Origin of the sequence: Polyangium sp. 15x6, from assembly GCF_029960785.1 — a bacterium.
Lineage (GTDB): Bacteria > Myxococcota_A > Polyangia > Polyangiales > Polyangiaceae > Polyangium.
Genome location: NZ_JASBQE010000019.1, coordinates 118,004 through 143,261, shown reverse-complemented (window position 1 = coordinate 143,261; position 25,258 = coordinate 118,004). Strand labels below are relative to the sequence as shown.

The window sequence follows — 25,258 nt, the reverse complement described above, 5'->3', positions numbered from 1 at the left end:
GCAAGCTCACGCTCCGCCCGTGGTCTTCCCCACATCAAAAACGTCGAAATCTTACCTTCCGCCGAACCCACGTCCGTCCACGCACGGACGCTCCGCTCTCGTCAGCCGGCATGGTAGGTTCGCTTCATGTCGAGCGATTTCGTGCTCGTCGTGGATGCGGATCTCTCGGCGTATCGGGCGCTCGTGGAAGGGCTGCCGTCCGATACGTACGATGTCGTCTCGGTCGCCACGGCGCGCGCCGGATTCAACGTGGCCTGCGCGCTCGAGCCCCACGTGATCGTGGCCTCGCTGGACTTGCCCGACGCCGACGCGCTGGAGCTCGCCTCGGTGATCCGCGGCCACGATACACGCGTCGCCTACACGCCCCTCGTCGTCCTGACCGAGTCGGACGCCGAATCCACGCGCCTCGCCGTGCTCGGCAGCGGCGCCGACGTCGTGCTGTCCGCCCCCATCGATCCCGCCGAGCTCGTCGCCCAGGTGAACGCGATGATCGCCATGGGCGAGCGGATCCGAGAGCTCGAACGTGGTCAGTCGATCCTGCCGCCCGCGAGCGACGGCGAAGCGTTCGCGGTGCTCGGCGACCCGACGAAGATGTCGATCGCCAGCGTGCTCGGCGCGCTCGAGCTCGAACAACGCAGCGGCGAGCTGCGCTTCTCCAGCGCCACGAGCCCGAGCCGCCTCGCCATGTACATCGCCTCCGGCGTGATCGTGGGCGGGACGCTCGATCAAGCGAGCATCTCCCCGCTCGAAGCCCTGAAAGCCGCGCTCACGTGGTCAGGGACACAGTTCGGATTCGTGCCACGCGAGCCGATGCCAGCGCCGCCGGGCGCGCAGCAGCTCGGGGCGCTGCTCATCGCGGCGTTCAACGAGACGGCGCCGAGCGATCGGCTGGCGCAAGAGATCGAGGCGAGCCAGCGGCTCTTCCGCGACACGGCGTCGAGCCTGAAGCTGACGGAGTCGATCGCAGGTCTGCGCGTGGCGGCGAGCCTGCGGTTCGGCGAGACGGCGTCGGGGCTCCGGCTGGAGGAGACGGCCGCCGGGAGGCGATTCTTGCGCGACACGGCGGCGGGGCTCCGGCTCGGGAGCACGTCCGCAGGGGCGCGGCTCTCGGAGTCGGTCGCGGGGCTCAAGCTCGGCGAGGCGGCGGCCGAGATCCGCATGGGGAGCGCGACGAGCGGCAAGGTCTCGTCCCCGTCGAGTCCGGAGATCCTGCCCGCGCCGAATCCGGAGGTAGCGCCCGCGCCGGGTCCGGCGGAGCTCACGAGCACGCTGACGAGCTTCGATCAACGCGCGACGCCCACGCCGTCGCTGCCCGACGAGGAGCGTACGAGCACGCGCATGCGCGCGGCGAAGCCCGACCTCTCCGCCGAGAAGGCGGCCATGCGAGGCACGCTCCGCGGGCTCGAGGTCGAGCAGGTGATCAAGTCGTCGCGAGGCGGGAGCTAGGAGCTCAGGCGATCGCCGCAGGCTCGACGATCCGGCCGGCGATCGCGCTCGCGGCGACGACGAGCGGGCTCGCGAGGTAGACCTTCCCGGGACCCGAGCGGCCGGGGAAGTTGCGGTTGATCGCGGAGACCGTGACCTCGTCCGCCGTGAACGACACGCCCGGCCCGGCCTTGATGCAGGCGCCGCACGAGGGGTCCACGAGCTCGGCGCCCGCGCGCTGGAAGATCTCGATGTAGCCCTTCTGCTCGGCGTAACGGCGAATGTCCTGGGAGCCGAACTGGATGTAGAGGTGCACGCCCTCGGCGACGCGCTTGCCTTGCTCGACCGCGGCGCGCAGGACCGCGGCGTACATGTCCATGTCCGCCTTCTTCCCGCCCGTGCACGAGCCGCCATAGGCCACGTTGATCTTCACGTCGCCGCCCGCGACCTCGGCGAGCGAGCGCAGAGGCACGCCGTTCCGCGGATCGCCCGGCGTCGCGACCATCGGCTCGATCGCGCCGAGGTCGATGTCGAAGACCGCCATGTACGTGGCGCCCTCGTCGGCCCGCACGATCTTCGCGCGCACGGCGTCGGCGTCGAGGCCACGTTGCTTGACGAGGTAGTCGACGACGACCTCGTCGGCCTCGATGATGCCCGTGAAGCCGCCCGCCTCGACGGCCATGTTCGTGAGCGTCGCGCGCTCGTCGAGCCCCATCGCGCGCACGCCATCGCCGGCGAACTCGAGCACCTTGCCGATGCCCTCGCCGCTCTTCCAGAACGGCTGCGAGAGCAGGTAGAGCATCACGTCCTTGGCGGTCACGCCGGGGCGCAGCTTCCCATGCAGGTTGAAGCGCGCCGACTCGGGCACGGCGACGCGGATGTCGCGCGTGAGCCAGGCGTTCGCCATGTCCGTCGAGCCGACGCCGAACGCGAAGCAGCCGAGCGCGCCGGCCATGCACGTGTGCGAGTCCGTGCCCGCCACGACCTCTCCGGGCAGCGCGATCTCCTCGATCACCTTGTTGTGGCAGATCGCCTCGGAGCCGACGGTCTTACCGTCCCGTACGACCTCGCCGTACAGCTTGACGCGATGCTTCTGGGTGAACGTCTCCTGCACCGTGGCGAGCGAGGCGGCCTGCTCCTTGAGGCCCATCTTCTTGTGCGCCTCGGGCATCACGAGGTCGAGGAACGTGAGGTGATCGCGGAACGCGTACACGCTCTCCGGCGCCTCCACCTTCGCGTCGGGCCCGAAGCCCGCGCGGAAGAGCGACTCCGCCATGGGCGTGACGTACTCGTGCGAGAAGCGGACGTCGGTGCGCACGAAGAGCGAGTCGCCGGGCTTGACCGCGGGGACGCCGAGCGCGCCCGTCTTCGCGTCGATGATCGCGCGGGAGGCGATGATCTTCTCGCAGAGCGTCATCGGCCGCGGCGGCGTGTCGATCGTCGGCGGCGAGACCTCACCCGCGAGGCGCGCCTTGTTGTACGTGAAGAGGCCGCCGTACTCGACGACGTCGCGGCTGATCGGATCGAGCCCACGCGTGAACTCGGCGATCGGGATCTCCTCGCCGCGGCGGACGCGGTCGAGGATGCCGAAATCGGTGGTCGTGAGCAGGCCGATGTTCTGGCAGTTCTGCCCGTAGATCTTCTCGATGCTCTTCGCGACGACGATCTGGATGCCTGCCTCGCGCTCGGAGTACGGCGCGGTCTCGCGCGACGATCCGCAGCCCTTCGAGCGGCCGCTGACGATCACGCCGAAGCCGCCGTTCTTGATGGCGTCGCGCTCGATGAGCCCGCCGCGCAGGCCGACCAGGCAGTACCGAGCGAGCGTCTCGTCGTAGTAGTAACAAACCCAGCCCGGCGTGAGCTCGTCGGTCGAGATGTTGTTGACGAGGGCATGGCGCTCGGGGTCGAAGTCGATCGAGCCTCCGGCGAGCTGCGCGCGAAGCGCCTCGGGATCCTCGGTCAGGTACAGGATGCGTCCGCTCGGGCGGACCGATGTGCGACGGGGGATGGGCATGTTCCTCCTCGACCCTCACTCGGCGAAAGGACGAGACCTCTCGCGCCGGCACGGTGATTTATCCCGATCCGGAGGCCGGATCCAATGCCGGACTTTCCGCAAATTTTTCGCGCACGTTGACGCGTCGTGGCACGACAGGATCTACCACCCGCCGCAGTCGTCGAGGCGGATTCCCTTCAGCCACTCCCAGCCGAAGCGGCCGCGACCAACCTCCACGAACACGTCCTGCCCCTCGTGCAGCGACGTGAAGACCTCGCGCTGCACCGGCAGCTCGACGGGCGCGGGCTCCCTCGGCAAACCGTCGAGGTGCACGAAGTACGACGTGCTCGTCTTGTACGTCCGTGATCCCTTCGAGGAGACGCGCGCCCCGAGGCAGATCGGGAGATCCGCGTCCATGCGGCCATTCATGGCGATCGCGGTGCCCGCGCCGGCGAGCGGCATGGCGAGGAGCAGGAAGCAGAAACACGCGCCGAAGAGGCGGAAGCTCACGGAGCGGCCGCGGACGAGCACGCCCACGAGCGGGAGCGCGCAGAGCCACGCGACGAGCCCGAGCGCCACGCCCACGATCGTCGCGCTGCTGCCGAGCGGGTAGTACGCGCCGCGCGCCCAGGACAAGAGGTAAAACCCGACGAACGCGAGCACGGCCGACACCACGGCCGCGATCGGCCCGGCGAGCCAGAGCGGCGGCGGACCGGGCCTCGCGCTCGGCGCCGGCAAGGCCTCGACGATCGCGCCGAGCTCGCCACAGGCCGCGCGCAATGCGTCCGCGTCGAAGCGCTCGCCCGCGTCCCGCACGGCGAGCAGCTTGCCGCCGCCTTGGAGGATCGCGACGGCCGAGAAGCCCGCGTCGAGCAGCGCGAGCACACGCTGCCGCACGCGCGCTTCGCCGAGCACGCGCTGCACGTCGAAGTCCGGCGCGTCCGACTCCACGTACACGGCCGCGTCGAACGTCGCGTCGCCCGTCTGCACCTCGCGGTTGATCCGGAGCTTCTTGCCGAGCATGTCGACCGACGTCTCGCGCCGGATCACGATCGGCAGCCGCGCCTCGGCGCCTCCCGCCGTGGCCTCGATCTCGAGCTCCGCGCGCCCCGCGCGCCCGTGCCGGAGCCGCAGCAAGAACGGCTGATCGTTCGCCGTCACGCGCAGCGCGCTGCCTTCGTTTTCTGCGCCGAGGGCCGTGCCGATCGCGCGGAAGCGGCGGTCGAGCTCGGCGCGCTCCGCGTCCTGCTTGCGCCCGAGCCCCAGCAAAACGAGCACGAGGACGACCGCGAGGCAGAGACAGACGACGAGGGCGACGGCAAGCACGAGGACTATCCTAGCGTGGTACCGTGCCCGAGATGACCGACGAATTCGACCTCGTGGTACGCGGCGGCGACGTCATCGACGGCACGGGCAGGCCACGCTTCGCGGCCGACGTCGGCGTCAAGGAAGGCCGCGTCGCGGCGCTCACGGTCCCCGGCGCGATCACGGGCAAGGAGACGCTCGACGCCCGCGGACTCGTGGTCGCGCCCGGCTTCGTCGACATCCACTCGCACGCCGACTGGCTGCTGCCGCTGGGCGATCACGGCGACATCCTCGCGCCGATGTTGCGGCAGGGCGTGACCTCGCTCGTCGTCGGCAACTGCGGCCACTCGCTCGCGCCGGTCACCGAAGATTCCACGCGCCTCGCCGACGCATCCTCGGAGATCCTGCGCGACCGCGCGTTCCCTTACGCGTGGCGCTCGACCGCCGAGATGCTCGACGCGATCGAGGCGCGCGGCGTGGCCTTCAACGTGGCCTTCCTCGCGGGGCACGGCACGATCCGTCAATCGGTCATGGGCAACGCGCCCCGCGCCCCCAAGGCGGACGAGCTCGATGCGCTCCGACGCGCGACGCGGGATTCGCTGCGTGAAGGCGCCTTCGGCCTCTCCGCGGGCCTCGCCTACAAGCCGGGCGTGTTCGCGCAGTCGGACGAGCTCGCCTCCCTCTGCAGCGTCGTCGCCGAGGAAGGCGCGATCTTCACGGTCCACGGCCGCGCCTACGTGTGGATCTCGCCCTTCTACAAGCCGATGCTCCTCGGAGCGCCGCACAACGTGCGCTCCGTCGACGAGCTCGTCACGGCGGCGAAGCGCGGCGGCGCGCGCCTCCAGCTCTCGCATCAAATCTTCATCGGCCGCCGCACCTGGCGCACCTACTCCACCGTGCTCCGGCGCATCGACGAGGCCGTCGCTTCCGGCGTCGACGTCGCCTTCGACGCGTTCCCGTACACCGTCGGCAACACGACCATCAACGCGATCTTGCCCGCGTGGGTGCTCGACCATTTCGAGGAGCGCATCCGCGACCCCAAGGTCCTCGCGCGCCTCCGCCGCGAGTTCGCGATGTTCCGCCTCGCGCTCGGGCTCGACTGGTCCGACATCACGGTCACCTGGGGCGGCGGCAAGGCCTCGCTCGAACCGCTCGAAGGCCTCGACATCGCCGCGATCGCGCGCCGCCTCGGCGTCTCGCCCTTCGACGCGTACGTCCACGTCTCGCGGGAGAGCTCGGGCTCGGCGCGCGTGCTCATCGGCACCTACTCCGGCGACGACGCGCACGAAGAGCCGCTCCGCGCCGTCCTCTCGCACCGGCTCTGCGCCTTCGAGACCGACGCGATCCTCACGCGCCGCGGCCGCTTCCACAACCCTGCCTCCTTCGGCACCTTCCCGCGCGTGCTCGGCCGGTACAGCCGCGAGATCGGCCTCTTCTCGCTCGAAGAGGCCGTCCGCCGCATGACCTCCTTCCCCGCCGAGCGCATCGGCTTGCCCGGCATCGGCCGCCTCGCGCCCGGCTACGCGGCCGACCTCGTGCTCTTCGATCCGCGCCTGGTCGGCGAAGGCGGCCCGAACGCGCCGCCCGTCGGCATCGACAAGGTCGTCCTCGGCGGCCACGTCGTCGTGGATCGCGGCGTTGTGCGTCTCGACCGACCGCGCGGTCGCGTCTTGCGGCGGCGCTAGTCGGATCGTGCGGAACGTCTCTCCCGGCCTCGCAAAGGCCTGCTAGAGTCCGGCGCTCCCTGCGCATGGCTCGCGGGGATGCCCGACTCGACTCGACCGGATGACTCGTTCTCCCCGCACCCCCGTCGCGATCCTGGGCGCTGGCCTGACTGGCATGTCGGCGTCGTTCCACCTCGGCCGCGCGGGCGCCTCGCATCGCATCTTCGAGCGGCTCGGTCGGCCGGGCGGGCATGCGATCACCCTGGAGGACGAGGGTTACCGCTTCGATCGGACGGGCCACCTCCTGCACCTGCGCGACCCGGATCTGCGCGCCCTCGCGCTCGGCTGGATCGGTGACGACTGGGTCGAGGTCGAGCGCCGCTCGCGCATCTGGTCGCACGGCACCTACACCCGTTATCCCTTCCAGGCGAACACCCATGGCCTCCCGCCCGAGGTCGCCTACGAGTGCTTGCACGGGTTCGTCCGGGCGTACCACAACTCCGACAAACCTGCGCCGAACAACTTCGAGGAGTTCTGCCTCCAGCATTTCGGCGAGGGGATCAGCAAGCATTTCATGATCCCCTACAACACGCGGCTCTGGGGCGTCTCGCCGCGGGAGATCACGGCTGCGTGGTGCTCGCGGTTCGTGCCCTTGCCCAGGCTCGAGGACGTGCTCGCGGGCGCGGTGGGCCTGAACGACCGGGAGCTCGGGTACAATGCGCGGTTCGTCTATCCGCGGCTCGGCATCGGCAAGCTCGCGGAGGGCATGGCGAAGAGCCTGCCCGCGCGGATCGAGCTCGGCCGTGCGCCCGCTTCGATCGATTTCGCGGCGCGCGAGCTCCATTTCGAGGACGAGACCGTCCCGTACGACGTGCTCGTCTCCACGGCGCCCTTGCCGGTGCTCGTCGAGCGCCTCGCCGGCGCGCCTCGGAACGTCGTGGAAGCGGCGCGGCGCCTGCGCTGCACGCACCTTTATTACCTCGACGTCGCGCTCGACGGCCCTTGCGGCGAGCCGCTCCACTGGGTGTACGTGCCCGAGGAAAAATATCCGTTTTACCGGGTCGGCTGTTACTCGAACTTCTCCGATGCAATGGCCCCGCCCGGCAAAGCAAACCTCTACGTCGAGCTCGCCGACCGCGGCGAACCCGACCTCCCGTCGCTCTTGCCCCGCGTCGCCGAGGGCCTCACGGAGATGCGGCTCATCGATTCGCCGAAGCAGATCCGCTTCGCCCGGGTGCGCCGCATCGACCATGCGTACGTGATCTTCGACCACGCGTATTTCGAATCGCTCGAGGTCGTCTTGCCGTTCCTCGAACGCAGCGGCATCGTGACCGCGGGCCGGTACGGCGGATGGAATTACTCGTCGATGGAGGACGCCCTGCGTTTCGGCCGTGAGGCCGCGGCGAAGGCGGTCTCCGCGCTCGGCGAAAGCGCGGCGAAGGAGCCGTGAGCCCGATGGATCCCCGGATATCGATCGTCATCCCGGTCTACAACGAGGAGGCCATTCTGCACGCCGCGGTCGTCGACCTGCGCGAGCGGCTGCGCCCCTTCGATTGGTCCTACGAGATCGTCCTCGCCGAGAATGGCTCGCGCGACCGCACGGTCGAGATCGCCGCCGAGCTCGCCGCGAAATACCCCGAGGTCCGCTTCTTCTCGTTCGGCGAGCCGAACTACGGCGGCGCCCTCCGGCGCGGCATCGTCGAGGAGGCGCGCGGCGAGATCATCATCTGCGACGAGATCGACCTTTGCGACGCCGATTTCCACAAGCGCGCGGTCGAGCTGCTCGACGCCGGCTCCGTTGACATGGTGATCGGCTCAAAACTGCTCGATGGCTCTGCCGACGAGCGCCCGCTCGCCCGACACGCGGCCAGCATTTTCTACAACGGCTTGCTCCGCGTGACGCTCGGCTTCCAGGGCACGGACACACACGGGCTCAAGGCGTTCACGCGGCGAGCGCTCCTGCCGATCGCGCGCGCGTGCGTGGTCGAGAAGGACGTCTTCGCGAGCGAGTTCGTCATCCGCGCCTACCGCGCGGGCCTGTCGATCCAGGAGATCCCCGTCCGCGTGAAGGAAAAGCGTCCACCCTCGATCAACCTCGTCAAGCGCGTGCCGAACGTGCTGAAGAGCCTGGCGAAGCTCACCTGGGCGATCCGGATCAAGGGGTAGTCCCCGCGCCGAGCGAGCCCGTCGCGCGCCTCTGCGACCCTCGCCGCGGCGTGCTATGACGCGCACCATGCCGCGCCCCGTCAACAGCTCCGGAAAGGTAGAACCTCGACGATCCGACCACGACGTCGACGTCGTCGTCATCGGCGGCGGCGTGAACGGGACGGGCGTCGCCCGCGACGCCTCGATGCGCGGCCTCCGGGTCGCGCTGCTCGAGCGCAACGACCTCGCCTTCGGCGCGAGCGGCAACAACAGCGGCCTCATTCACGGCGGCCCGCGGTACATGCTGAACGACCCGAACGTGACCGCGGCCTCGTGCCGCGACTCGGGCTACATCCAGCGCATCGCGCCGCACATGCTCCACCGCGTCCCGTTCTTGATGCCCGTCGAGAACAAGGGCCGCGCGAAGATCATGTTCGCGCTCATCGACGCCTACTTCGAGGCATACGACCGCTACCAGCCGCTCAAGCGCGGCAAAAAGCACGCGATGCTCACGGCCGAGGAGATGCAAACGCTCGAGCCGGGGCTGCGCGGCAACATCGTCGGCGGCATCAGCTTCGACGAGTGGGGCATCGACGGCGCCAGGCTCTGCGCGGCGAACGCCATCGACGCGGGCGAGCGCGGCGCGCGCATCCTCGTCGGCTGCACGATGGAGCGCATCGAGCGGCGCGAGGACACGGGCGAGGTCATCGCCGTGCACTACCGCGACCGCCGCACGGGCAAGACGGGCAAGCTACGCACGGGCACGGTCATCAACGCGACGGGCGCGTGGGCCCCGATCACCGCCTCGCTCGGCCGCATCGCGCCGACGCGCGCGCGCGTCCGCCCCGGCAAGGGCATCCACATCGTCTACGACCGACGCCTCTTGAACTACGCCGTCGCCGCGCAGACCATCGACGACCGACAGATCTTCGTCGCGCCCTGGCAGAACATGACGATCGTCGGCACGACCGACGACGACTTTTACGGCGACCTCGACGAGGTCCGCGCGACGAGCGAGGAGGTGCGCTACCTCGTGCAAGGCGTCGCGCGCGTCTTCCCGCAGATCCACACGGCCCGCGCGATCGGCACCTACGCCGGCGTGCGGCCCACGCTCTACGCCTACGGCCCGCACGAGGATCAGCTCTCGCGCGAGCACCAGATCATCGACCACGCCGCGCACGACGCGCCGGGCGTCTACTCGATGATCGGCGGCAAGCTCGCGAGCTACCGCATCTTCGCCGAGGAGATGACCGACATCCTCGCCGCGCGCTTCGACATCGGCGCGCGCTGCGCCACGCACGAGCGCCCGCTGCCGGGCGGCGACAAACCCATCGACGCCATCGAGCTCGCCGCGCGCATGGAGATCGATCCGGTCGCGGCGCGACGGCTCGTGTTCCGCCACGGCTCGCGCTCGCTCCAAATCGCCGAGCGCGTGCAGGACCGTCCGCGCGAGGCGGCGACGGTCTGCACGTGCGAGCCGGTGATCGAGGCCGAAGTGCGGCACGTCGTGCGAACCGAGTGGGCCCGCTCGGTCGCCGACGTCTCGCGCCGGACGCGCCTCGGCCTCGGCGCGTGCGGCGGCATGCGATGCGCGGCGCGGTGTGGGCAGATCGTGGCGCAGGAGCTCGACCTCTCGCCGCGTGAAGGCCTCCAGCAAGCGGCGCATTTCCTCGCGCGCCAGGCGCAGAGGCGCGCCGTCGCGCTCGGGCCCGAGCAGGCGCAACAGGAAGCGCTGGCGATCGCGGCGGTCCGCGCCGAGCTCGGCGTCGACGTGCGCGACCTCGACGAAGGCGAGGCCGCGTGAGCCGCCGCGTCCTCATCCTCGGCGCGGGCGCAGCTGGCCTCTCGGCCGCGTTTGCCGCGCGAAACAGCGGCGCCGACGTCGTCCTCGTCTCCGCCGGCGCAGGCGCGAGCTCGCTCGGCGGAGGCGCCGTCGACGACGTCCCGTGGGAAGAACGCATGCACGCGGCGCGCGTGCTCGGCAGCCCCATCGAGCTCCACGCCTTGCCTGCGGAGGTCGCCGCGTTCTCGAACGCGCTCGGCATCTGGGACCTCCCGGATCGGGCGCCGCCGCCGTTCGTCGCGACGATCGCGGGCCGCCTGCGCCCTTCGCGTGGCCGTGACAAGGGCCTGCTCGATCTCGGCGCGCTCCACGGCAAACGCGTGCTCTTGCCCCGCGCCCCGCGCGCCGGCTGGGACGCCGACGCCATCGCCGCGACGCTCTCCGACGACCCGCTCGCGCGCCGCACGGGCCTGCGCTTCGTGGCCATCGACGCGCCGGTCCTGCGCTTCGCCGACGAGGCGCGGATCTCCGACGGTGACCTCGCGGCGCGACACGACGATCCGGCGCGGATCGCCTGGCTCGGCGAGCGCCTGCGCGAAGCGATCACGACCGATGCGCGCGTTCATCCGGACGAACCCGCCTCCGCCGTGCTGCTCGGCTCCTGGCTCGGCGCGCGCGCGGCCCGCGCGGCGGAGCTCTCCGAACGGATCGGTCTTCCCGTCGGCGAAGCGCTCGTCGGCGTGGGCTCGGCCGCGGGCCTGCGCTTCGACGCAGCGCAAAAAAAGTTCCTCGACGCCCTCGGCGTGCAGCGCATCGGCGATCGCGCCGTGTCGCTCGTCCGCGACGGCGATCGGCTCCTCCTCACCCGCGCGCGCGACACCGCGAAGATCGCCGCGGACGCGGCCGTGATCGCGATGGGCGGCGTCGCGGGCGGCGGCATCGTCTACGACCCGCCCGAACACGACGCCGGCGAAGACCTCCCCGCGCGTGGCGCCATCCCCTTCGCGCTCTCCATCGACGCGCCCGTCGCGCTCGCGCTCGGCCGAGGCCCGCTCGACGTCGTCGCCTCCATGCACGGCCCCGAGCTCGATCAAATCGCGTGGCCCAAGGACGCCGCGCCTTCCGCGCTCGAAGCCGTCGGCGTGCATGCGCCCGGCGGCCGCGCCGCGCCCGGCATCTTCGTCGCGGGCGACGTCCTCGCGGCTCGCCCGCGCACCCTGCTCGAAGCCGTCGCCTCGGGCCTGCGCGCGGGACGCGCAGCCGCGCAGCCAGCCTAACGCGGCGCCGCGCCGAGCCGCTCGATCAGCATCTTGTAACCCGTCGCCAGCACGAAATCGGATCCCTTCGTCGGGTCCGTCGGCACATCGCGCGCGGGCCCCGTATCGTCCGCGGTCGCCCGTACGATCGGCCCTCGCGCCACGTTCGTGTTCGCGGTCCCGCCTCCTGCTTCCGCGGCCAGATGCCCATCGAGATCGCTCTCGCGCACCACCTCGCCTGGTTGCAGCGGCCGACTCGCCTCGACGCGCACGTCGGGCTGGATCCCTTGCGCCTGGATCGATCGACCGCTCGGCGTGTAGTACCGCATCGTCGTCAGCCGCATCCCTGCTCCGCCTGGCAGATCGAAGATCGTCTGCACGCTCCCCTTACCGAACGTCGACGACCCGATCACCGACGCGCGACGGTTGTCCTGCAGCGCGCCCGCGACGAGCTCCGCCGAGCTCGCGGAGTACTCGTTCACGAGCGTCACGATCGGCAGATTCGCGAGCGCGCCGCCGCCGCTCGCCTTCGCCTCGTCGATCACCTTGCCGCGATGTCGCGTCGTGTAGATGGTGCCCGTGTCGAGCATCTCATCGGCCACGGCCTCGGCCTCGTCGACGAGACCGCCGGGGTTGTTGCGCATGTCGAGCAGCACGCCGCGCAGCGGCCGCGAGCTCTCGGCGCGTAGCTTCGCCGTCACGCGCAGCAGCTCCTCGTGTGTCCCGGCCTGGAATTGCCGCAGCTTCACGTACGCCACGTCGCTGTCGAGCCGCTTGCCCACCACGCTCGCCACGTGGATCTCCTCGCGCGCGAGATCGAGCTGGATCGCCTCCGACACACCTTGCCGACGCAGCGTGATCCGCACGCGTGATCCTGCCGGACCGCGCATCAGCCCGATGATCTTCTCGAGCCGCTCGCCGCGCACGGGTTTGCCCTCGATCGCCACGATCTCGTCGCCTGGCTTCACCCCAGCCCGCGCGGCGGGCGAACCTTCCATCGGCGCGAACACCATCACCCGATCCTCGCGGAAGTCGACCTCGACACCGATCCCGCCGAATTTCCCCTCGGTGTCGCTCTGGAAGAGCGTGTACTCCTGCGGGGTCATGTACGCCGAGTGAGGATCGAGCTCGGCGACCATTCCCTTGATCGCACCCTCGACGATTTTATTTCGCTGCGCTGGATCGACGTAGTGGTTCTCGACGAGTACGAGCACCCAGGAGAGCTGGTCGAAGGGGTCGTACGGGCTACTCGACTGGTTCCTCGCGTGTACGGCCTGGCTCGTCACTGCGCCACCGGCGAAAGCGGCAAGCACGAGCCCGGCGGTCCGGAGCCATCGGGGAGCGGACATGCGCATGCTCCGACCATAGCAGCCCGCGGCCTGGATCACGGCCCGGCTCACGGGGGCCGGAGCCGGGCGAGGCCCCCCCGTTCGTGACGCGCCCCCGCCTGGGGTAGCAACTTCCAGTCGCCCGGCCGAAAACCTCGTCCCAAGCAACGGCGCGTTGCTTTGTCCAACCGGCCATGTTCGGTTATGTTCGCGCGCCTGAACGTGGCTCGGGGCGCTCATCGGGGAGACCGTCGGGGGCACGGCCCGTGGGCCTTGCCTCCCGGCGATCCCTCGCTCCCGGCCACGGGCCTCGGGCACATCACCCCTTCGCGCTCCTGGCCGGATGCACGGATGTCGTGCATGGTCCGACCGTGGCGGGACCCGCCCAGGGCGCCCTCCCTTCGTTTCACGCACCAGCGAGCCTTCCAAGATGGGCAAACCGACGGATCGTGAGCTCGTGGAGCAGGCACGCGCCGGGAACGCGCAAGCGTTCGGGACGCTCGTGCAGCGTTACCAGCGGCGCATCTTCCGCCTCGCGTTCCACCTCGTGCGTACGGGCGCGGAGGCCGAGGACGTGACGCAGGAGACCTTCGTCCGAGCCTACCAGGCGCTCGACCGCTTCGACGGCCGCAGCGAGCCGTTCACCTGGCTCTACCGCATCGCCGTCAACCTCTCGCTCAACACCATCCGCGCTCGCAAGCCGAAGCGCGACGCGGTACCCGCGGACGACCCGCGCATCGAGCCGCTCCTCGCGGAGCATCGCTCGTCGCACGGCTCGGATCCGGCGCGGATCGCGCAGGAGCGTCAGCTCACGAAGGCGCTGTGCGAGGGCATCGACAAGCTGTCGGACACACTGCGGACCACGCTGGTCCTCGTGTGCATCGACGGCATGGGCCATGAAGAGGCTGCGCGGGTGCTCGATTGTCCCGAGGGCACGGTCGCCTGGCGCGTGCACGAAGCGCGGCGCAAGCTGCGCGAGCACCTCGAAAAGCAAGGGTTTGGAGGGGACGCGGCATGAGCCCCCAAGACAAGACCGACAAGACCGATCTCGGTTCCAAGGTCGACACGCTCCTCGGCTCCTGGCCTGCGCCGCACGTGGATGATGCGGCCTGGGAGGAACGAGCGGCTTCGATCGTCGCGGCTGCGCAGGCCGCTCCGCCCGCAGACGACGCGGCGCTTTCCGCGCTGCTCGCGCCACCTTCGCTCCCGCCCGAGGCGGGAGAGGCAGAACGCTTGGTTGCTTCGGAGGGCCCCGCGCGGCCTCTCCTTTCAGGAGAAAGAACGATGTCTCAGCAGGATTCGAACTCCGGGTCGTCAGCCAAACCCCCGGAGAGCATGCCCATGAGCGCCGCGGCCTCCAAGCGTCCGTCGCTGAAGGAGCTCGCCGCTCGGGCCAGCCAAGCGGGTGCGTCCCGCCCGAGCATCCCGGGCTCGATCCCGCCGGCATCGATCAGCAAGCCGCCGTCGGAGGCGCCGCCCCCGCCCGTCTCGCGCACGCCGCTGCCCTCGGCGCCGCCGCCGAGGCTCTCGGAGACGGGCAAGGGCAAGGAAGACTCGGGCGTCGTCGACCTCAACGTCATCAACAAGACGGCGACGGCCGAGCAGATCGCGGCCGCCGAGAAGGCGAAGCCCGCGACGCACGACCTCGCGTTCGAGGGCGACGAGAAGGTCGCCGCGGCGAGCGCGGGCAACGTGAAGAGCATCGCCGAGGCGCGCGAGAAGAAGGCCGAAAAGAAGGGCGGCGGCGCGACGTGGGGCATCCTCGTCGCGGTCGTCGGCATCGCCGCGGGCGTCGCGATCGTGATGCGTGGTCAGTCGCCGAAGCAGAACACGACCACGGCGAACGTCGGGCAGGAAAAACCCCAGGTCGCGGTCGAGGCGCCGAAGCCCGTCGAGCAGAAGATCGCCGAGGCGCCCCCGCCGGCGTCGACGGGTTTGTCCCTGGACGCGCTGCCGACGGAGCCCGCGGAGGCGCAGAAGCCCGCGCAGCCGACGGGCGGCGGCCCTGCGACGGATTCGAAGGTCGCTGCGGCCACGCCGCCTGCGGGGGGCGCGGAAGCGCAGCAGGCGCCGGCTGCGCCTGCCGGTCCGGCCCCGACGATCGGCGCGAAGCCCGGCGATCTCGCGGGCGCGATGGCGCAGGCCGTCGGTGGTTCGACCGAGAAGAACGACGGCACGGGTGAGATGGTCCCCGCGGCGGGCGGCAACAAGGGCGGCAACCAGACGATCCCGGAGCAGCCGTCGCAGGGCTCGGTCGCGAGCGCGATCGGCGCGGTGATGCCGGGCGCGAAGGCGTGCGTCGCGGGCGCAGACGACGTGTCGCGCGCGCAGCTCACGTTCTCGTCGAGCGGCACCGTGACGAACGTCAGCGTGACGGGCTGGGCCGCGAGCAACGGACAGAGCGGGTGCGTCAAGGCTGCGCTGAAGGGCGCGAACGTCGGCCCGTTCTCGAAGCCCTCGTTCACGGTTGGCGCGACGATCCGGCCCTGAACGGCTGTACCGCGCCGGCCGGGCCCGGGCTTTTTGGTTCGGCCGGCGCGACGGATCGTGCGGAAAACGTGTGTCTTGCCTTGACAGGCGGGACCCTCCGAATAGACTCCGCCCCCCCATGGTCTCCGCAACGCAGCAAAGCAGCCGCATCCGCAAGCGGAAGTCGCGGCGCGCAGGCACGGCCCGCAAGCGCGATCTCCGCGCCCACGGCACGCCGAAGTTTCCGATCCACCTCGAGGGTTACGACCCGAACGCGCACGATGCCCCCCGCACGGCGGCGAGCGCGGCAGCGAAGAAGTAGGGATTTGCTCCATGGCCAATCACGCATCTGCCGAAAAGCGCAACCGCCAGCGCATCAAGAGGACGGCTCGTAACCGCGCCGCCAAGTCCGCCCTCCGCACCGAGCTGAAGAAGGCGCGCTCGACCGTCGCGGCCACCCCCGCGGACGCGACGAAGGCCGTTCGTGAGGCCATCGGCGCGCTCGACACCGCGGCGCACAAGGGCACGATCCCCCGCAAGCGCGCCTCGCGTCTGCAGGGCCGCCTCGCCCGCGCGCTGCACAAGGCCGGCAAGGCCGCCTAGACCCGCAGCTGATCCTCGGCCTCGGCCGAGCACGCATCGGACCGCTACACACCTCGAAGATTCGAGGCGTGCGGCGGTTTGTTGCATTTTGTCCCTGGAAAAACCGGCTCCCCTCCCCTCGCCCGTGAGGGAGAGGGGTTGGGGGATGAGGGGTTTGCGGCGGAGGGATTTCCTCTCGTGCGCGTCGGCTAGTGCGCGTCGGCCCAGGTCGGTCCCGCGCCGACATCGACGACGAGCGGCACGTCGAGCGGGAACACCGTCTCCATCACCTCGCGCACCTTCGCCTTCGCTTCCTCCACGCGATCCTCGGGCACCTCGAACGTGAGCTCGTCGTGCACCGTCAGCACCATGCGCGCGCCTTGCACCACGGGTTCGCCCAGACGAACCATCGCGAGCTTGAGCAGATCCGCGCTCGACCCCTGGATCGGCGTGTTCTGTGCGATCCGCTCGGCGTACGCGCGGCGGCCGCGATCCGAGCTGTGCACGTCCGGGACCATGCGCCGGCGGCCCAGCATCGTCTGCACGACCTGCGTGTGCCGCGCCTCCGTCATCGTGCGCTCCATGAACTCGTGTACGCCGCGGTAGCGCTGGAAGTACGCGTCGATGAAGCGCGCCGCCTCGACGCGCGGGATGTCGAGTCGCCTCGCGAGCGCGGCCTCGCCCATGCCGTAGATCACGCCGAAGTTGATGGTCTTGCTGCGCCTCCGCATCTCGGCCGTCACCTCCGACGTCTCGACGCCGAAGATCTCCATCGCCGTGCGCGTGTGCACGTCCTGCCCCGTGCGGAAGGCGTCGACGAGCACCGGATCCTTCGACAGATGCGCGAGCACGCGGAGCTCGATCTGCGAGTAGTCGGCGGAGAGCACGACGAACCCCGGCGGCGCCACGAACGCGCGCCGGATCAGGCGGCCGAGCTCGGTCCGGATCGGGATGTTCTGCAGGTTCGGATCCTGCGACGAGAGGCGGCCCGTCGCCGCGACGGCCTGGCTCCAGCGCGTGTGGATGCGCCCAGTCTCGGGGTGCACGAGCTTCGGCAGCGCATCGACGTACGTGCCCTTGAGCTTCGCGATCGCGCGGTGTTCGAGCACGATGCCCGGCAGCGGGTGATCCTCGGAGAGCTGCTCGAGCACGTCCGCGTCCGTCGAGCGGCCCGTCTTCGTCTTGCGCAGGCTGCGGAGCTTCAGCTCGTCGAAGAGGATCGTCTCGAGCTGACGCGGCGACGCGAGGTTCCACTCCTTGCCGGCCGCCTCGTGCGCGCGTTTTTCGAGGACCGCGAGCTCCTTCGCCATCTCCTCGCCGAGCGACGCGAGCGCCTTCGGATCGACGAGCACGCCCGTGTACTCCATCTGCGCGAGCACCGACGCGAGGGGCAGCTCGATCTTCGCGAAGAGGTCCGTGAGGTGCGCGGCTTCGAGGCGCGGCGTCTGCTGGTCCAAGAGCGTGAGGACCACCTCGGGAAAGGCCGCTGCGTAGCCCGTCGCCTGCTCGATCTCGACGTCGTCGAGCGCGCGCTGCGCTTGCCCGCGCTTCTTCGGCGCGAGCTCCTCGAACGGCTGCATCTTCACGCCCGCGTCGCGCTCGGCCACGTCGGCGAGCTCGTGCGACGCCTCCGAGTCGAGCAGGTAACTCGCGAGCATCGTGTCGAACGTGACGCCGCGAAGCGAGAGGCCGTTGCGGCGCAGAAGGACGTCGACGAACTTCAGATCGTGGCCGAGCTTCGCGATCGCAGGGTCGTTCAAGATCGGGCCGAGGACCGCGGCGATGTCGGTCATGCCGAGCTGCGCGGGCACGCCGAGGTAGCGGTGGCCGATCGGCACGTACACGCTCTGGCCACGCTCGTACGCGAGCGCGAGGCCGCAGACGTGCGCGCGCATGGCCTCGCGCGAGGTCGCGTGGATCTCGATCGCGAGCCTGCCGGCCTTCTGCGCCTCCGCGGCGAACGCGGTGAGCTCGTCGCGCGCGGCGATCACGCGCCTGCTGCCGCCCACGGGCGCCGCGGCGGGCACGGCCTTGATGAAGCGCGTGAAGCCGAGCTCCGTGAAGAGGGCGCGCAGCCGCGCGACGTCCGCGCCGCCGTACCGGAGCGCCTCGAAGTCGAAGTCGACCTTCGCCTCCATGTGCAAGCTGACGAGCTTCTGCGACAGGCGCGCGTCGGCCTCGTGCTCGCGCAGGTTGTCGCGGATCTTCTGGCGCTTGACGCGATCGAGGCCCGCGTAGATCGCGTCGAGCGTGCCGAACTCCTTCAAGAGGTCGGCGGCCGTCTTCACGCCGACGCCGGGCACGCCGGGCACGTTGTCGCTCGTGTCGCCCACGAGCGAGAGCAGATCGCGGAGCTGCGTGGGCGGCACGCCGAACTTCTCCTCGACCTCGGAAGGGCCGTAGACCTTGTCGCGCCCGTCCCAGAGCATCACGCGATCCGCGTCGACGAGCTGCATCAGGTCCTTGTCGCTGCTCACGATCACGACCCGGAGCCCCTGCTCCTTCGCGCGCGCGACCGCGACCGCGAGCAGATCGTCGGCCTCGAGGCCCTCGGCGATGTAGATCGGGATGCGGTACGCCTCGACGATCTCCTTGCAGCGCGCCATCTGCACGTGAAGGTCCGGCGGCGGCGGGGGGCGGTGCGCCTTGTAGCGCTCGTCGAGATCGTCGCGGAACGTGCGGCCGGGCGAGTCCATCGCGACCGCGAGGAACGCCGGTTTGCGCTCGTCGACGAGCTTCGACAGCATGCTCACGGTGCCGTACGTGGCATGCGTGGGCTCGCCCGTGGGGCTCGTCAGGGGCGTCTGGATCGCGTGATACGCGCGAAAGACGTACCCCGAGAGGTCGATGATGTAGAGGACATCGGACGCGCCCGGCGGCGGCAGCTCGGCCTTACGGGTGACCATGGGGCGAGCATGTAGCACGGCCGCGAAGCGGATTGGGCGAGCAGCCGAGTGCTACCGCTCGATGCGCTCGCGCGTCACCGTCACGTCGACGTTGCCGTCGCCCTCGCGCGACACCGACACCGTGACGCGTGATCCGGAGGGCCCGCGGAGCCTCTGGATCGCATCGAAGAGCGGCATTTCCTGGGCCGATGCGCCGTCGATGCGGAGGAGCCGATCGCCTTGCTTGAGGCCCGCCTTCGCCCCCGGCCCGTTCTCCACGAGCGATGTGATCACGATGCCGCTCGGCGTGGGCGCGAGGATCGCGCCGATGCCCTCGAGCTCGCTCTCGCTGCCGCCGTCGCCGCGCGCGCGGAGGGTGATGTCCTCGCGGATGACCGACGCGCCGCGCGTGGTCAAACCCGACACGACGCGGCTCTTGTAGCCGTCGCGCTCCACGCGCACCGAGAACGGCCCCGGCGGCACGCCCACGAGCGAGAACGCGCCCTCCGCGTCCGTCGTGACGGGCGCCGCGATGTCGAAGCCTCCGCCGCCCGCCATGCCGTCGAGGCGCAACGTCGCCCCCGCGATCGGCTTGCGTGTCTCCTCGTCGCGCACCGTGCCCGAGAGCGTCGCCGCGCGGGGGAGCGCGATTCGCACGTTGCGCGCGGTTTGTCCGACCTCGACCTCCACGGTCTCGCTCTTGCCCGGCGGATGCCCCTCCGCGCTCGCGCCGAGCACGTATTTCCCGGGTGGGAGTTTTTCCAAGCGGAACGCGCCTGCCGGATCTTCCACCGTCTTCGGCCGGCCACGCGCGCCGATGTCGACGCCCTCCGTGTTCGGCAAGAAGAGCTCGATCGTGAGGCGATACGAGGTCATCGCCGCGCCTTGCTCGTCGACGACCACGCCCTCGATCGCGCCGCCCGCGCCGAGCTTCACGGTGTTGTCCTTGCCCACCTCGACACGGACGCGCTCGGACGACGGATGCTGCGGGTGATGCGCGACCACCATGCAGCCCGAGGCCTCCGCGGGGAGCCGGAAACGCCCCTCCATGTCGGTCGTCGCCGTGAGGTGCGCGCTTCGATCGTCGCAGCCGACAGCCGCGCGCGTGACCGGTTGCCCGTCCGAATCGAGCACGGTCCCGGTCACGTCGTCGCCGACCGGCGGCTCGTCTTCCTTGGCGATCGCGGGCTTCGACGGCGCGCGTGGCGTGGGCGTCGTGTCCAGAGGCGCCGTCTCCACGGGCGTCGCGAGGGCCGCTGCGGTGGCGCGTGGGCGCGGCTGTCGCGCAGGCGGCGCGCCGGGGCTCGGCAGCACGAGCCACACGAGGAGCGGCACCGCCAGCATCGCGACGAAGGTCGCGAGCGCGAACGACCAGGCGCGCCGGGGCGCGGTCACGGCTCGACGCCCGGCCCCCCGCTGCCGGCGTCGGGCGCGGCGCTGCGGATGTCGTCGAGCTCGCCGGGCGACGTCTCGCCGGCAGGACCGAGCGCAGGCCCCTCGGGCTCCGCGGGCCACGGCGTCTCGCTGGAGGAGCCGCCGCAGCCGAAGAGCGAGAAGACGAGCAAGACGAGGAGGGATCGCGAACGCATGCGCGGACTATAACCGAGCTGAGGGAGCCCGGCCGGCGGGGGGACGCTAGCGGGTCTCGGCGAGGTTCGTACGCGCGATCCAGGCGCAGATCGCTGCGTTCAGGGCGCACCAGGCGACGAGCGCCACGCGGCCGAAGGGCCCGCCCGCGTCGCCGAGCGCGACGAGCGAGAGCAGATACGCCCCCGTGCCCACGGAGAGGCCGGCGATCGCCGGGCGCAGGCGCTTGATGCCGAAGCCCACCGCGGTGAGCGCGAAGGGGACGAACGCGTTCGCGAGCGGCAGGAAGCGATGCAGCGACACGCCCACGAGCAGGTCGAGATCCGCGATCGGGCGCGCGGCGACGTCGACCCAGAAGTCCGCGCGCGGCAGGAGCCACGGCGCGAAGAAGAACAGGCCCGGACCCGCGGCGAGCGCGGGCACGAGGAAGTCGAGGCGCAGCGGGCTCTTCGCGTCCTTGTTCTTCTTGCGCGCCGCCCGCGCGACGAAGGCCGTCATCAGCACGAGCGCGACGAGGCGCGTGAGCGCGTGCTGCTTCGTCACGGACACGGCCGCCTCGGCCGCGTCGAGCACGCCCGCGCCGTAGAGGCGCTTGCCACCCTCGGAGTCATCGACCACGCGCGCGCTCTTCCGAAGCGCGTCCTCGACCGCGGCCGGATCGGTCACGCCGAGGCCCATCACGAGCGCGGCCGCGCCGGCGACGTGGGGCGAGGCCATCGAGGTGCCGTTCCAGCCGGGGAACTGCTCGCACTTGTTGCGGCCCTTGTTGCACACCGTCTGCTGCACGACCTTCACGCCCGGCGCGGCGAGATCCACGCCCTCGCCGCGCGACGAGAACGACGCGAGTTTGTCGTTCGGATCAACCGCGCTCACGCCGATGACGCCGTCCGAGGCGCCGGGGAACTGCACGCTGCCGCCGGTGTTGCCCGCGGCCGCGACGACCACCGCGCCCATGCTTCGCGCGTGGTCGATCGCCTTCTGCAAGACCTTCGCGTTGCGCGGGCCGCCGAGGCTCAGGTTGATCACGTGCGCGCCGTGATCGGCGGCCCAGCGGATGCCATCGGCCACGTCCGCCGTCGTGCCCCAGCCGCTCTCGTTCAGCACCTTCACGGGCATGAGCCGCGCGCCGAACGCCACGCCCGACGCGCCGATCCCGTTGTTCGTCGACTGCGCGATCGTGCCGGCCACGTGCGTGCCGTGGCCCTGATCGTCGTTCGCGTGCTCGTCGCCCGTGACGAAGTTCCAGCCCTCCACGCACTCGGTGGCGGCGAGATCGGTGCCCTTCATGTACGGGCCGTGATCCTCGCAGGCGATGCCCGTGTCGACGACGGCGACGGTCACACCGCGCCCGACCGAGAAGTCCCACGCCCGCTGCGCGCCGATGCGCTGCATGTGCCACTGCTCGCCGGCGAGCGGGTCGTTCGGGACGAACGACATCTGCACGCGCGCGAGCGGCTCGGCGAACTCGACACGCGGATCACGCGAGAGCCGATCGAGCACGCTCGCCATGTCGCCCGGGGACACCGTCGCGATCTGGATCTTCGTCGACGGCTCGAGCCGCGTCGGCGTGAACGTGAGACCGAAGTCCGTGGCGAGCGAGAGCAGCGAAGACGCGTCGAGGTCGTCCCGAGCGTCCACCACGATCTGCCCCGGCACGTCCCAGCTCGTCTCGCCGAGATCCGACGGCGTCGACAGAAACCCTTCCGTCGCGATGGCGACGGGCTCGTAGAGCGGGCCGAGCGCGTCTGCGTAAGTCGAGGGAATGCCGTTCGCTTGCGAAGGATCCACGAGCGAGCGCTCGGGGCCTCGGGCGCTCGCGGCGCTTGCGGTGGCGACGAGCGCGGTCGCGACGAGCGCGGTCCGGAGAGCGGCAGACGTTCGCATGACGCTATCCTAGCGCAGCGCGGAAGCCGGGTCCCGTGCGCATCGAGCCGGCGGGCGGGACGACCTTGGACGCATCGCGGCGCGTATCGCGGCTTGGCAGCGCTCCCTGAGTCGTGGTAGCGGCCGCTTCCATGGAGTTCTTGATTCCCTCGCGAACCGCGCGCCCCGCGGACGATCCCATCTTCGCGCTGAACGCGGAAGCGCAGGCGAGAAAGAAGTCCGGTGAGCCGGTCATCAACGCGACCGTCGGCGTGCTGCTCGACGACGACGGCAAGCTCGCGGTGATCGGCGCCGTGGTCGAAGCGCTGCGCTCCGTGCCGCCCGAGGTCGGCGCCGCGTACGCTCCGATCGCCGGCCCGCCGGCCTTCCTGCAGGGCGTCATCGACGACCTCTTCGCCGGCCGACCCGAGGCCTCCTTCGCCACCGCGGTCGCCACGCCCGGCGGCTCCGGCGCGCTCCGCCACGCGATCACCACGTTCCTCGAACCGCAGCAGATGCTGCTCACGACGGGCTTCTACTGGAGCCCGTACAAGACCCTCGCGGACGAGGCGGATCGCACCCTCGCGACGTTCCGCATGTTCGACGACAAGGGCCGCCTCGACGTGGCGGACTTCGAGCGCAAGCTCGCCGGCGTCCTCGACGCGCAGGGCCGCGCGCTCGTCTTCCTGAACACGCCTTGTCACAACCCGACGGGTTATTCGCTCGACGAACAAGACTGGAACGGCATCGTCGACGTCGTCGGGCGCGCCGCCGCGCGTGGGCCCATCACCGTGCTGCTCGACGTCGCCTATGGACGGTACGCGAAGCAGAACCTCACGGACACGTTCGCCCCGGCGCTGCGCCTCACGGACAAGGCCATGGTCCTCTTCGCCTGGTCGGCGTCGAAGTCGTTCACGCAGTACGGCCTGCGCGTCGGCTCGCTCGTCGCGCTCTGCCCCGACGAAGGCGAGCGCACGCGTGTTCAGAACGCGCTCTCGTACGCGAGCCGCGGCACGTGGTCGAACTGCAACGCCGCCGGCATGAACGCCATCGCCCGGGTCCTCGCCGCTCCCGATCTCCGCGCCAGCGTCGACCAGGAGCGCGCGACGTACAAGGACCTCCTCGACCGCCGCGTCGAGCGCTGGAACACGCTCGCGACCACCGCGGGCCTCGGCTATCCCCGCTACGACGGCGGCTTCTTCACCACGGTATTTTGCGAGGACGCGCCGGGGGCCGCCGCGCGCCTGCGCCAAGAAGGCATCTTCGTGGTGCCGGTCCAAGGTGCGCTCCGGGTCGGGATTTGCTCGGTTCCCGAGCGGGACATCGAGCGGCTCGTCGACGGCATCCGGCGCGCGACGAACCCCTGATCCGTCCGGGCGGCCCGACGACCGCGACGAAAATCGAGCGTTCTGGTAACGTCTCGAATCCATTGTCGGCGCCGCTCGGCGCGCGCCTCGGAGGCCGTGAGAATGGGAAGGTTCGAGATGGGTGCTACTCGCCAAAGGCCGTGGGGGCTCGTGGGTGTCTCGGCAGCGCTCGTGATGCTGCTCGGCGGATGCCCCGATGCGTTGACCCTGGGACCCGAGGATCCGACCGGACCCTCGGGCGGCGCAGGCGCCGGCAGTGGAGGGAGCGGCGGCGAGGGCGGCGGCGTTCCCACGAGCTGCATCTCGAACTCCGATTGCCCCGCGCCCACCGCGGTCTGCGACACGAAGAAGTCGACGTGCGTCGAGTGCCTCGAGATCCAGGACTGCGCCTTCCGCCCCGGCACGATCTGCTCCCAGGGGGAGTGCGTCTGTCCGACCGCGGGTGAGTCGTTCTGCGGCGAGCCCGCGCGGTGCGTCGATCGGCAGACGAGCAGCCAGGATTGCGGCGAGTGCGGGCACGCGTGCTACGGCGCGTGCACCGAGGGCAAGTGCGCCGACGCCTGGGAGCCGACGCCGACACAGGAAGCGCCCGCCGCGCGCTCGCATCACGTCGCCGTGTGGACCGGCGCGAAGATGATCGTCTGGAGCGGCAACACCGCCGGCGGCACCACGAACACCGGCGGCATGCTCGACCTCGACACGGGCACGTGGACGCCGATGAGCACCGCGAACGTCCCGCCGCCGCGCGCCCGCGCCCGCGCCGTCTGGACCGGCACGCACATGGTCGTCTGGGGCGGCGAGAACGGCACGCCCATCAAGACGGGCGGCGTGTTCAACCCGATCTCGAACACGTGGTCGTCGATGGCCACGGCCGGCGCGCCCTCGCCGCGCTCGGGCCACACGATGGTGTGGACCGGCTCGAAGGTGATCGTGTGGGGCGGGTTCGACGGGACGAACTACCTCGGCGACGGCGGCGCGTACGACGTGACCGAGGACCGCTGGGATCCGCTGCCCGCCGGCGGCACGCCGCCGAGCCCGCGCTCGGATCACTCGGCCGTGTGGACCGGCTCGGACATGATCGTGTTCGGCGGCTACGGCTTCAACGGCGTCGAGGTCACCTACCTCGGCGACGGCGCCGAGTTCGATCCGGGCACGGGCGTCTGGAGCGCCGTCAAGGACGGCCAGCCGCCGGCGCGCGCGCGTCACGCGGCCGAGTGGACGGGCACCGAGATGATCGTCTGGGGCGGCTACGACCTGCTCGGCCCGGCCTCGATCGGCGCGCGGTACAAGCCGAAGATCGAGTGGAGCTTCATGACGACCGAGGGCGCGCCCGACCTCCGGCAGTACCACACGGCCGTGTGGATCGCGCCGCGCCTCATCGTGTGGGGCGGCCAGAACGTCGACGGCATCTACCTCAACACGGGCTCGCTCTACAACCCGGCGACGAACACCTGGAGCGCGAAGCCGATCCCGACCGCGCCCATCGGCCGCGCGCATCACACGGCCGTCAGCACGGGCAGCAAGATGGTCATCTGGGGCGGCGTCACGCCCGGCGGCGGCGTCACGAACACCGGCGGCATCCTCGATCCGTCGATCCTCCCCTGAT

At 70.8% G+C, this 25,258-nt stretch carries 19 protein-coding genes; 12 read left to right on the top strand and 7 right to left on the bottom strand.

Going from position 1 to position 25,258, the window contains the following annotated elements; all coding sequences use genetic code 11:
- Positions 1-126 precede the first annotated feature (126 nt).
- Positions 127-1,446, top strand: coding sequence for a response regulator (locus QHF83_RS16630; RefSeq protein ID WP_282418819.1), 1,320 nt, complete (start codon positions 127-129; stop codon positions 1,444-1,446).
- A 4-nt stretch (positions 1,447-1,450) separates the two neighbouring features.
- Here QHF83_RS16630 and QHF83_RS16625 read toward each other — a convergent pair whose 3' ends face one another.
- Positions 1,451-3,439 (bottom strand): aconitase family protein, encoded by a 1,989-nt coding sequence (locus tag QHF83_RS16625; RefSeq protein WP_282418818.1) that lies wholly within the window; start codon positions 3,437-3,439, stop codon positions 1,451-1,453.
- Positions 3,440-3,580: 141 nt separating this feature from the next.
- Positions 3,581-4,744: a hypothetical protein gene (locus QHF83_RS16620; protein ID WP_282418817.1), complete on the bottom strand. Its 1,164-nt coding sequence runs from the start codon at positions 4,742-4,744 to the stop codon at positions 3,581-3,583.
- A 32-nt stretch (positions 4,745-4,776) separates the two neighbouring features.
- On the opposite strand from QHF83_RS16620, the gene QHF83_RS16615 reads away from it, so the two are divergent.
- The 5 genes from QHF83_RS16615 (at position 4,777) to QHF83_RS16595 (ending at position 11,592) form a co-directional block, all read left to right on the top strand.
- The gene (locus QHF83_RS16615; protein WP_282418816.1) at positions 4,777-6,408 is read left to right on the top strand and encodes an amidohydrolase family protein; all 1,632 of its coding nucleotides are present in this window, start codon (positions 4,777-4,779) and stop codon (positions 6,406-6,408) included.
- Positions 6,409-6,508: 100 nt separating this feature from the next.
- On the top strand, positions 6,509-7,837 hold the full coding sequence (locus QHF83_RS16610) for an FAD-dependent oxidoreductase (RefSeq protein ID WP_282418815.1): 1,329 nt from the start codon (positions 6,509-6,511) through the stop codon (positions 7,835-7,837).
- Between the two features lie 5 nt (positions 7,838-7,842).
- Positions 7,843-8,553, top strand: a complete 711-nt coding sequence (locus QHF83_RS16605) for a glycosyltransferase family 2 protein (RefSeq protein ID WP_282418814.1) — start codon at positions 7,843-7,845, stop codon at positions 8,551-8,553.
- Between the two features lie 67 nt (positions 8,554-8,620).
- Positions 8,621-10,336 carry a glycerol-3-phosphate dehydrogenase/oxidase gene (locus tag QHF83_RS16600; protein WP_282418813.1) on the top strand — a complete coding sequence of 572 codons (1,716 nt, stop codon included), beginning with the start codon at positions 8,621-8,623 and terminating at the stop codon, positions 10,334-10,336.
- Positions 10,333-11,592: an FAD-binding protein gene (locus tag QHF83_RS16595; protein WP_282418812.1), complete on the top strand. Its 1,260-nt coding sequence runs from the start codon at positions 10,333-10,335 to the stop codon at positions 11,590-11,592. Before QHF83_RS16600 ends, QHF83_RS16595 begins: the two co-directional genes overlap by 4 nt.
- Here QHF83_RS16595 and QHF83_RS16590 read toward each other — a convergent pair.
- On the bottom strand, positions 11,589-12,920 hold the full coding sequence (locus QHF83_RS16590) for a S41 family peptidase (protein ID WP_282418811.1): 1,332 nt from the start codon (positions 12,918-12,920) through the stop codon (positions 11,589-11,591). The genes QHF83_RS16595 and QHF83_RS16590 overlap by 4 nt on opposite strands.
- Positions 12,921-13,329: 409 nt before the next feature.
- Between QHF83_RS16590 and QHF83_RS16585 the strand changes: the two genes are divergently transcribed.
- The 4 genes from QHF83_RS16585 to rpsT all read left to right on the top strand — a co-directional run bounded on the left by QHF83_RS16585 (position 13,330) and on the right by rpsT (position 15,971).
- Positions 13,330-13,917, top strand: a complete 588-nt coding sequence (locus QHF83_RS16585; RefSeq protein ID WP_153821614.1) for a sigma-70 family RNA polymerase sigma factor — start codon at positions 13,330-13,332, stop codon at positions 13,915-13,917.
- Entirely contained in the window at positions 13,914-15,389 is a 1,476-nt protein-coding gene (locus tag QHF83_RS16580; protein WP_282418810.1) for a hypothetical protein, read from the top strand. The genes QHF83_RS16585 and QHF83_RS16580 overlap by 4 nt, the downstream gene beginning before the upstream one ends.
- A gap of 118 nt (positions 15,390-15,507) precedes the next feature.
- Complete coding sequence (locus QHF83_RS16575; RefSeq protein WP_282418809.1) at positions 15,508-15,690, top strand: hypothetical protein; 183 nt, start codon at positions 15,508-15,510, stop codon at positions 15,688-15,690.
- An 11-nt stretch (positions 15,691-15,701) separates the two neighbouring features.
- Positions 15,702-15,971 carry a 30S ribosomal protein S20 gene (gene rpsT / locus QHF83_RS16570; RefSeq protein WP_282418808.1) on the top strand — a complete coding sequence of 90 codons (270 nt, stop codon included), beginning with the start codon at positions 15,702-15,704 and terminating at the stop codon, positions 15,969-15,971.
- 188 nt (positions 15,972-16,159) lie between these two features.
- Here rpsT and polA read toward each other — a convergent pair whose 3' ends face one another.
- Genes polA through QHF83_RS16550 form a run of 4 tightly spaced genes read right to left on the bottom strand, consistent with a single transcriptional unit; the run spans position 16,160 to position 22,306 of the window.
- Positions 16,160-18,856, bottom strand: coding sequence for a DNA polymerase I (polA, locus tag QHF83_RS16565; protein WP_282418807.1), 2,697 nt, complete (start codon positions 18,854-18,856; stop codon positions 16,160-16,162).
- A gap of 51 nt (positions 18,857-18,907) precedes the next feature.
- On the bottom strand, positions 18,908-20,230 hold the full coding sequence (locus QHF83_RS16560; RefSeq protein WP_282418806.1) for a carboxypeptidase regulatory-like domain-containing protein: 1,323 nt from the start codon (positions 20,228-20,230) through the stop codon (positions 18,908-18,910).
- On the bottom strand, positions 20,227-20,424 hold the full coding sequence (locus QHF83_RS16555) for a hypothetical protein (protein ID WP_282418805.1): 198 nt from the start codon (positions 20,422-20,424) through the stop codon (positions 20,227-20,229). The genes QHF83_RS16560 and QHF83_RS16555 overlap by 4 nt, the downstream gene beginning before the upstream one ends.
- Before the next feature lie 46 nt (positions 20,425-20,470).
- Positions 20,471-22,306 carry a S8 family peptidase gene (locus QHF83_RS16550; protein WP_282418804.1) on the bottom strand — a complete coding sequence of 612 codons (1,836 nt, stop codon included), beginning with the start codon at positions 22,304-22,306 and terminating at the stop codon, positions 20,471-20,473.
- Positions 22,307-22,437: 131 nt separating this feature from the next.
- On the opposite strand from QHF83_RS16550, the gene QHF83_RS16545 reads away from it, so the two are divergent.
- Positions 22,438-23,652, top strand: coding sequence for an aminotransferase class I/II-fold pyridoxal phosphate-dependent enzyme (locus QHF83_RS16545; protein ID WP_282418803.1), 1,215 nt, complete (start codon positions 22,438-22,440; stop codon positions 23,650-23,652).
- Between the two features lie 117 nt (positions 23,653-23,769).
- The gene (locus QHF83_RS16540; protein WP_282418802.1) at positions 23,770-25,257 is read left to right on the top strand and encodes a kelch repeat-containing protein; all 1,488 of its coding nucleotides are present in this window, start codon (positions 23,770-23,772) and stop codon (positions 25,255-25,257) included.
- Position 25,258 lies beyond the last annotated feature (1 nt).

What these genes read in the sequence shown, in the direction of transcription:
- polA (WP_282418807.1), bottom strand. Translation starts at nt 18,856, where the DNA reads ATGGTCACCCGTAAGGCCGAGCTGCCGCCGCCGGGCGCGTCCGATGTC.
- QHF83_RS16615 (WP_282418816.1), top strand. Translation starts at nt 4,777, where the DNA reads ATGACCGACGAATTCGACCTCGTGGTACGCGGCGGCGACGTCATCGAC.
- QHF83_RS16605 (WP_282418814.1), top strand. Translation starts at nt 7,843, where the DNA reads ATGGATCCCCGGATATCGATCGTCATCCCGGTCTACAACGAGGAGGCC.
- QHF83_RS16625 (WP_282418818.1), bottom strand. Translation starts at nt 3,439, where the DNA reads ATGCCCATCCCCCGTCGCACATCGGTCCGCCCGAGCGGACGCATCCTG.
- QHF83_RS16545 (WP_282418803.1), top strand. Translation starts at nt 22,438, where the DNA reads ATGGAGTTCTTGATTCCCTCGCGAACCGCGCGCCCCGCGGACGATCCC.
- QHF83_RS16600 (WP_282418813.1), top strand. Translation starts at nt 8,621, where the DNA reads ATGCCGCGCCCCGTCAACAGCTCCGGAAAGGTAGAACCTCGACGATCC.
- QHF83_RS16555 (WP_282418805.1), bottom strand. Translation starts at nt 20,424, where the DNA reads ATGCGTTCGCGATCCCTCCTCGTCTTGCTCGTCTTCTCGCTCTTCGGC.
- QHF83_RS16580 (WP_282418810.1), top strand. Translation starts at nt 13,914, where the DNA reads ATGAGCCCCCAAGACAAGACCGACAAGACCGATCTCGGTTCCAAGGTC.
- QHF83_RS16585 (WP_153821614.1), top strand. Translation starts at nt 13,330, where the DNA reads ATGGGCAAACCGACGGATCGTGAGCTCGTGGAGCAGGCACGCGCCGGG.
- QHF83_RS16610 (WP_282418815.1), top strand. Translation starts at nt 6,509, where the DNA reads ATGACTCGTTCTCCCCGCACCCCCGTCGCGATCCTGGGCGCTGGCCTG.
- QHF83_RS16575 (WP_282418809.1), top strand. Translation starts at nt 15,508, where the DNA reads ATGGTCTCCGCAACGCAGCAAAGCAGCCGCATCCGCAAGCGGAAGTCG.
- QHF83_RS16540 (WP_282418802.1), top strand. Translation starts at nt 23,770, where the DNA reads ATGGGTGCTACTCGCCAAAGGCCGTGGGGGCTCGTGGGTGTCTCGGCA.
- QHF83_RS16630 (WP_282418819.1), top strand. Translation starts at nt 127, where the DNA reads ATGTCGAGCGATTTCGTGCTCGTCGTGGATGCGGATCTCTCGGCGTAT.
- QHF83_RS16550 (WP_282418804.1), bottom strand. Translation starts at nt 22,306, where the DNA reads ATGCGAACGTCTGCCGCTCTCCGGACCGCGCTCGTCGCGACCGCGCTC.
- rpsT (WP_282418808.1), top strand. Translation starts at nt 15,702, where the DNA reads ATGGCCAATCACGCATCTGCCGAAAAGCGCAACCGCCAGCGCATCAAG.
- QHF83_RS16590 (WP_282418811.1), bottom strand. Translation starts at nt 12,920, where the DNA reads ATGTCCGCTCCCCGATGGCTCCGGACCGCCGGGCTCGTGCTTGCCGCT.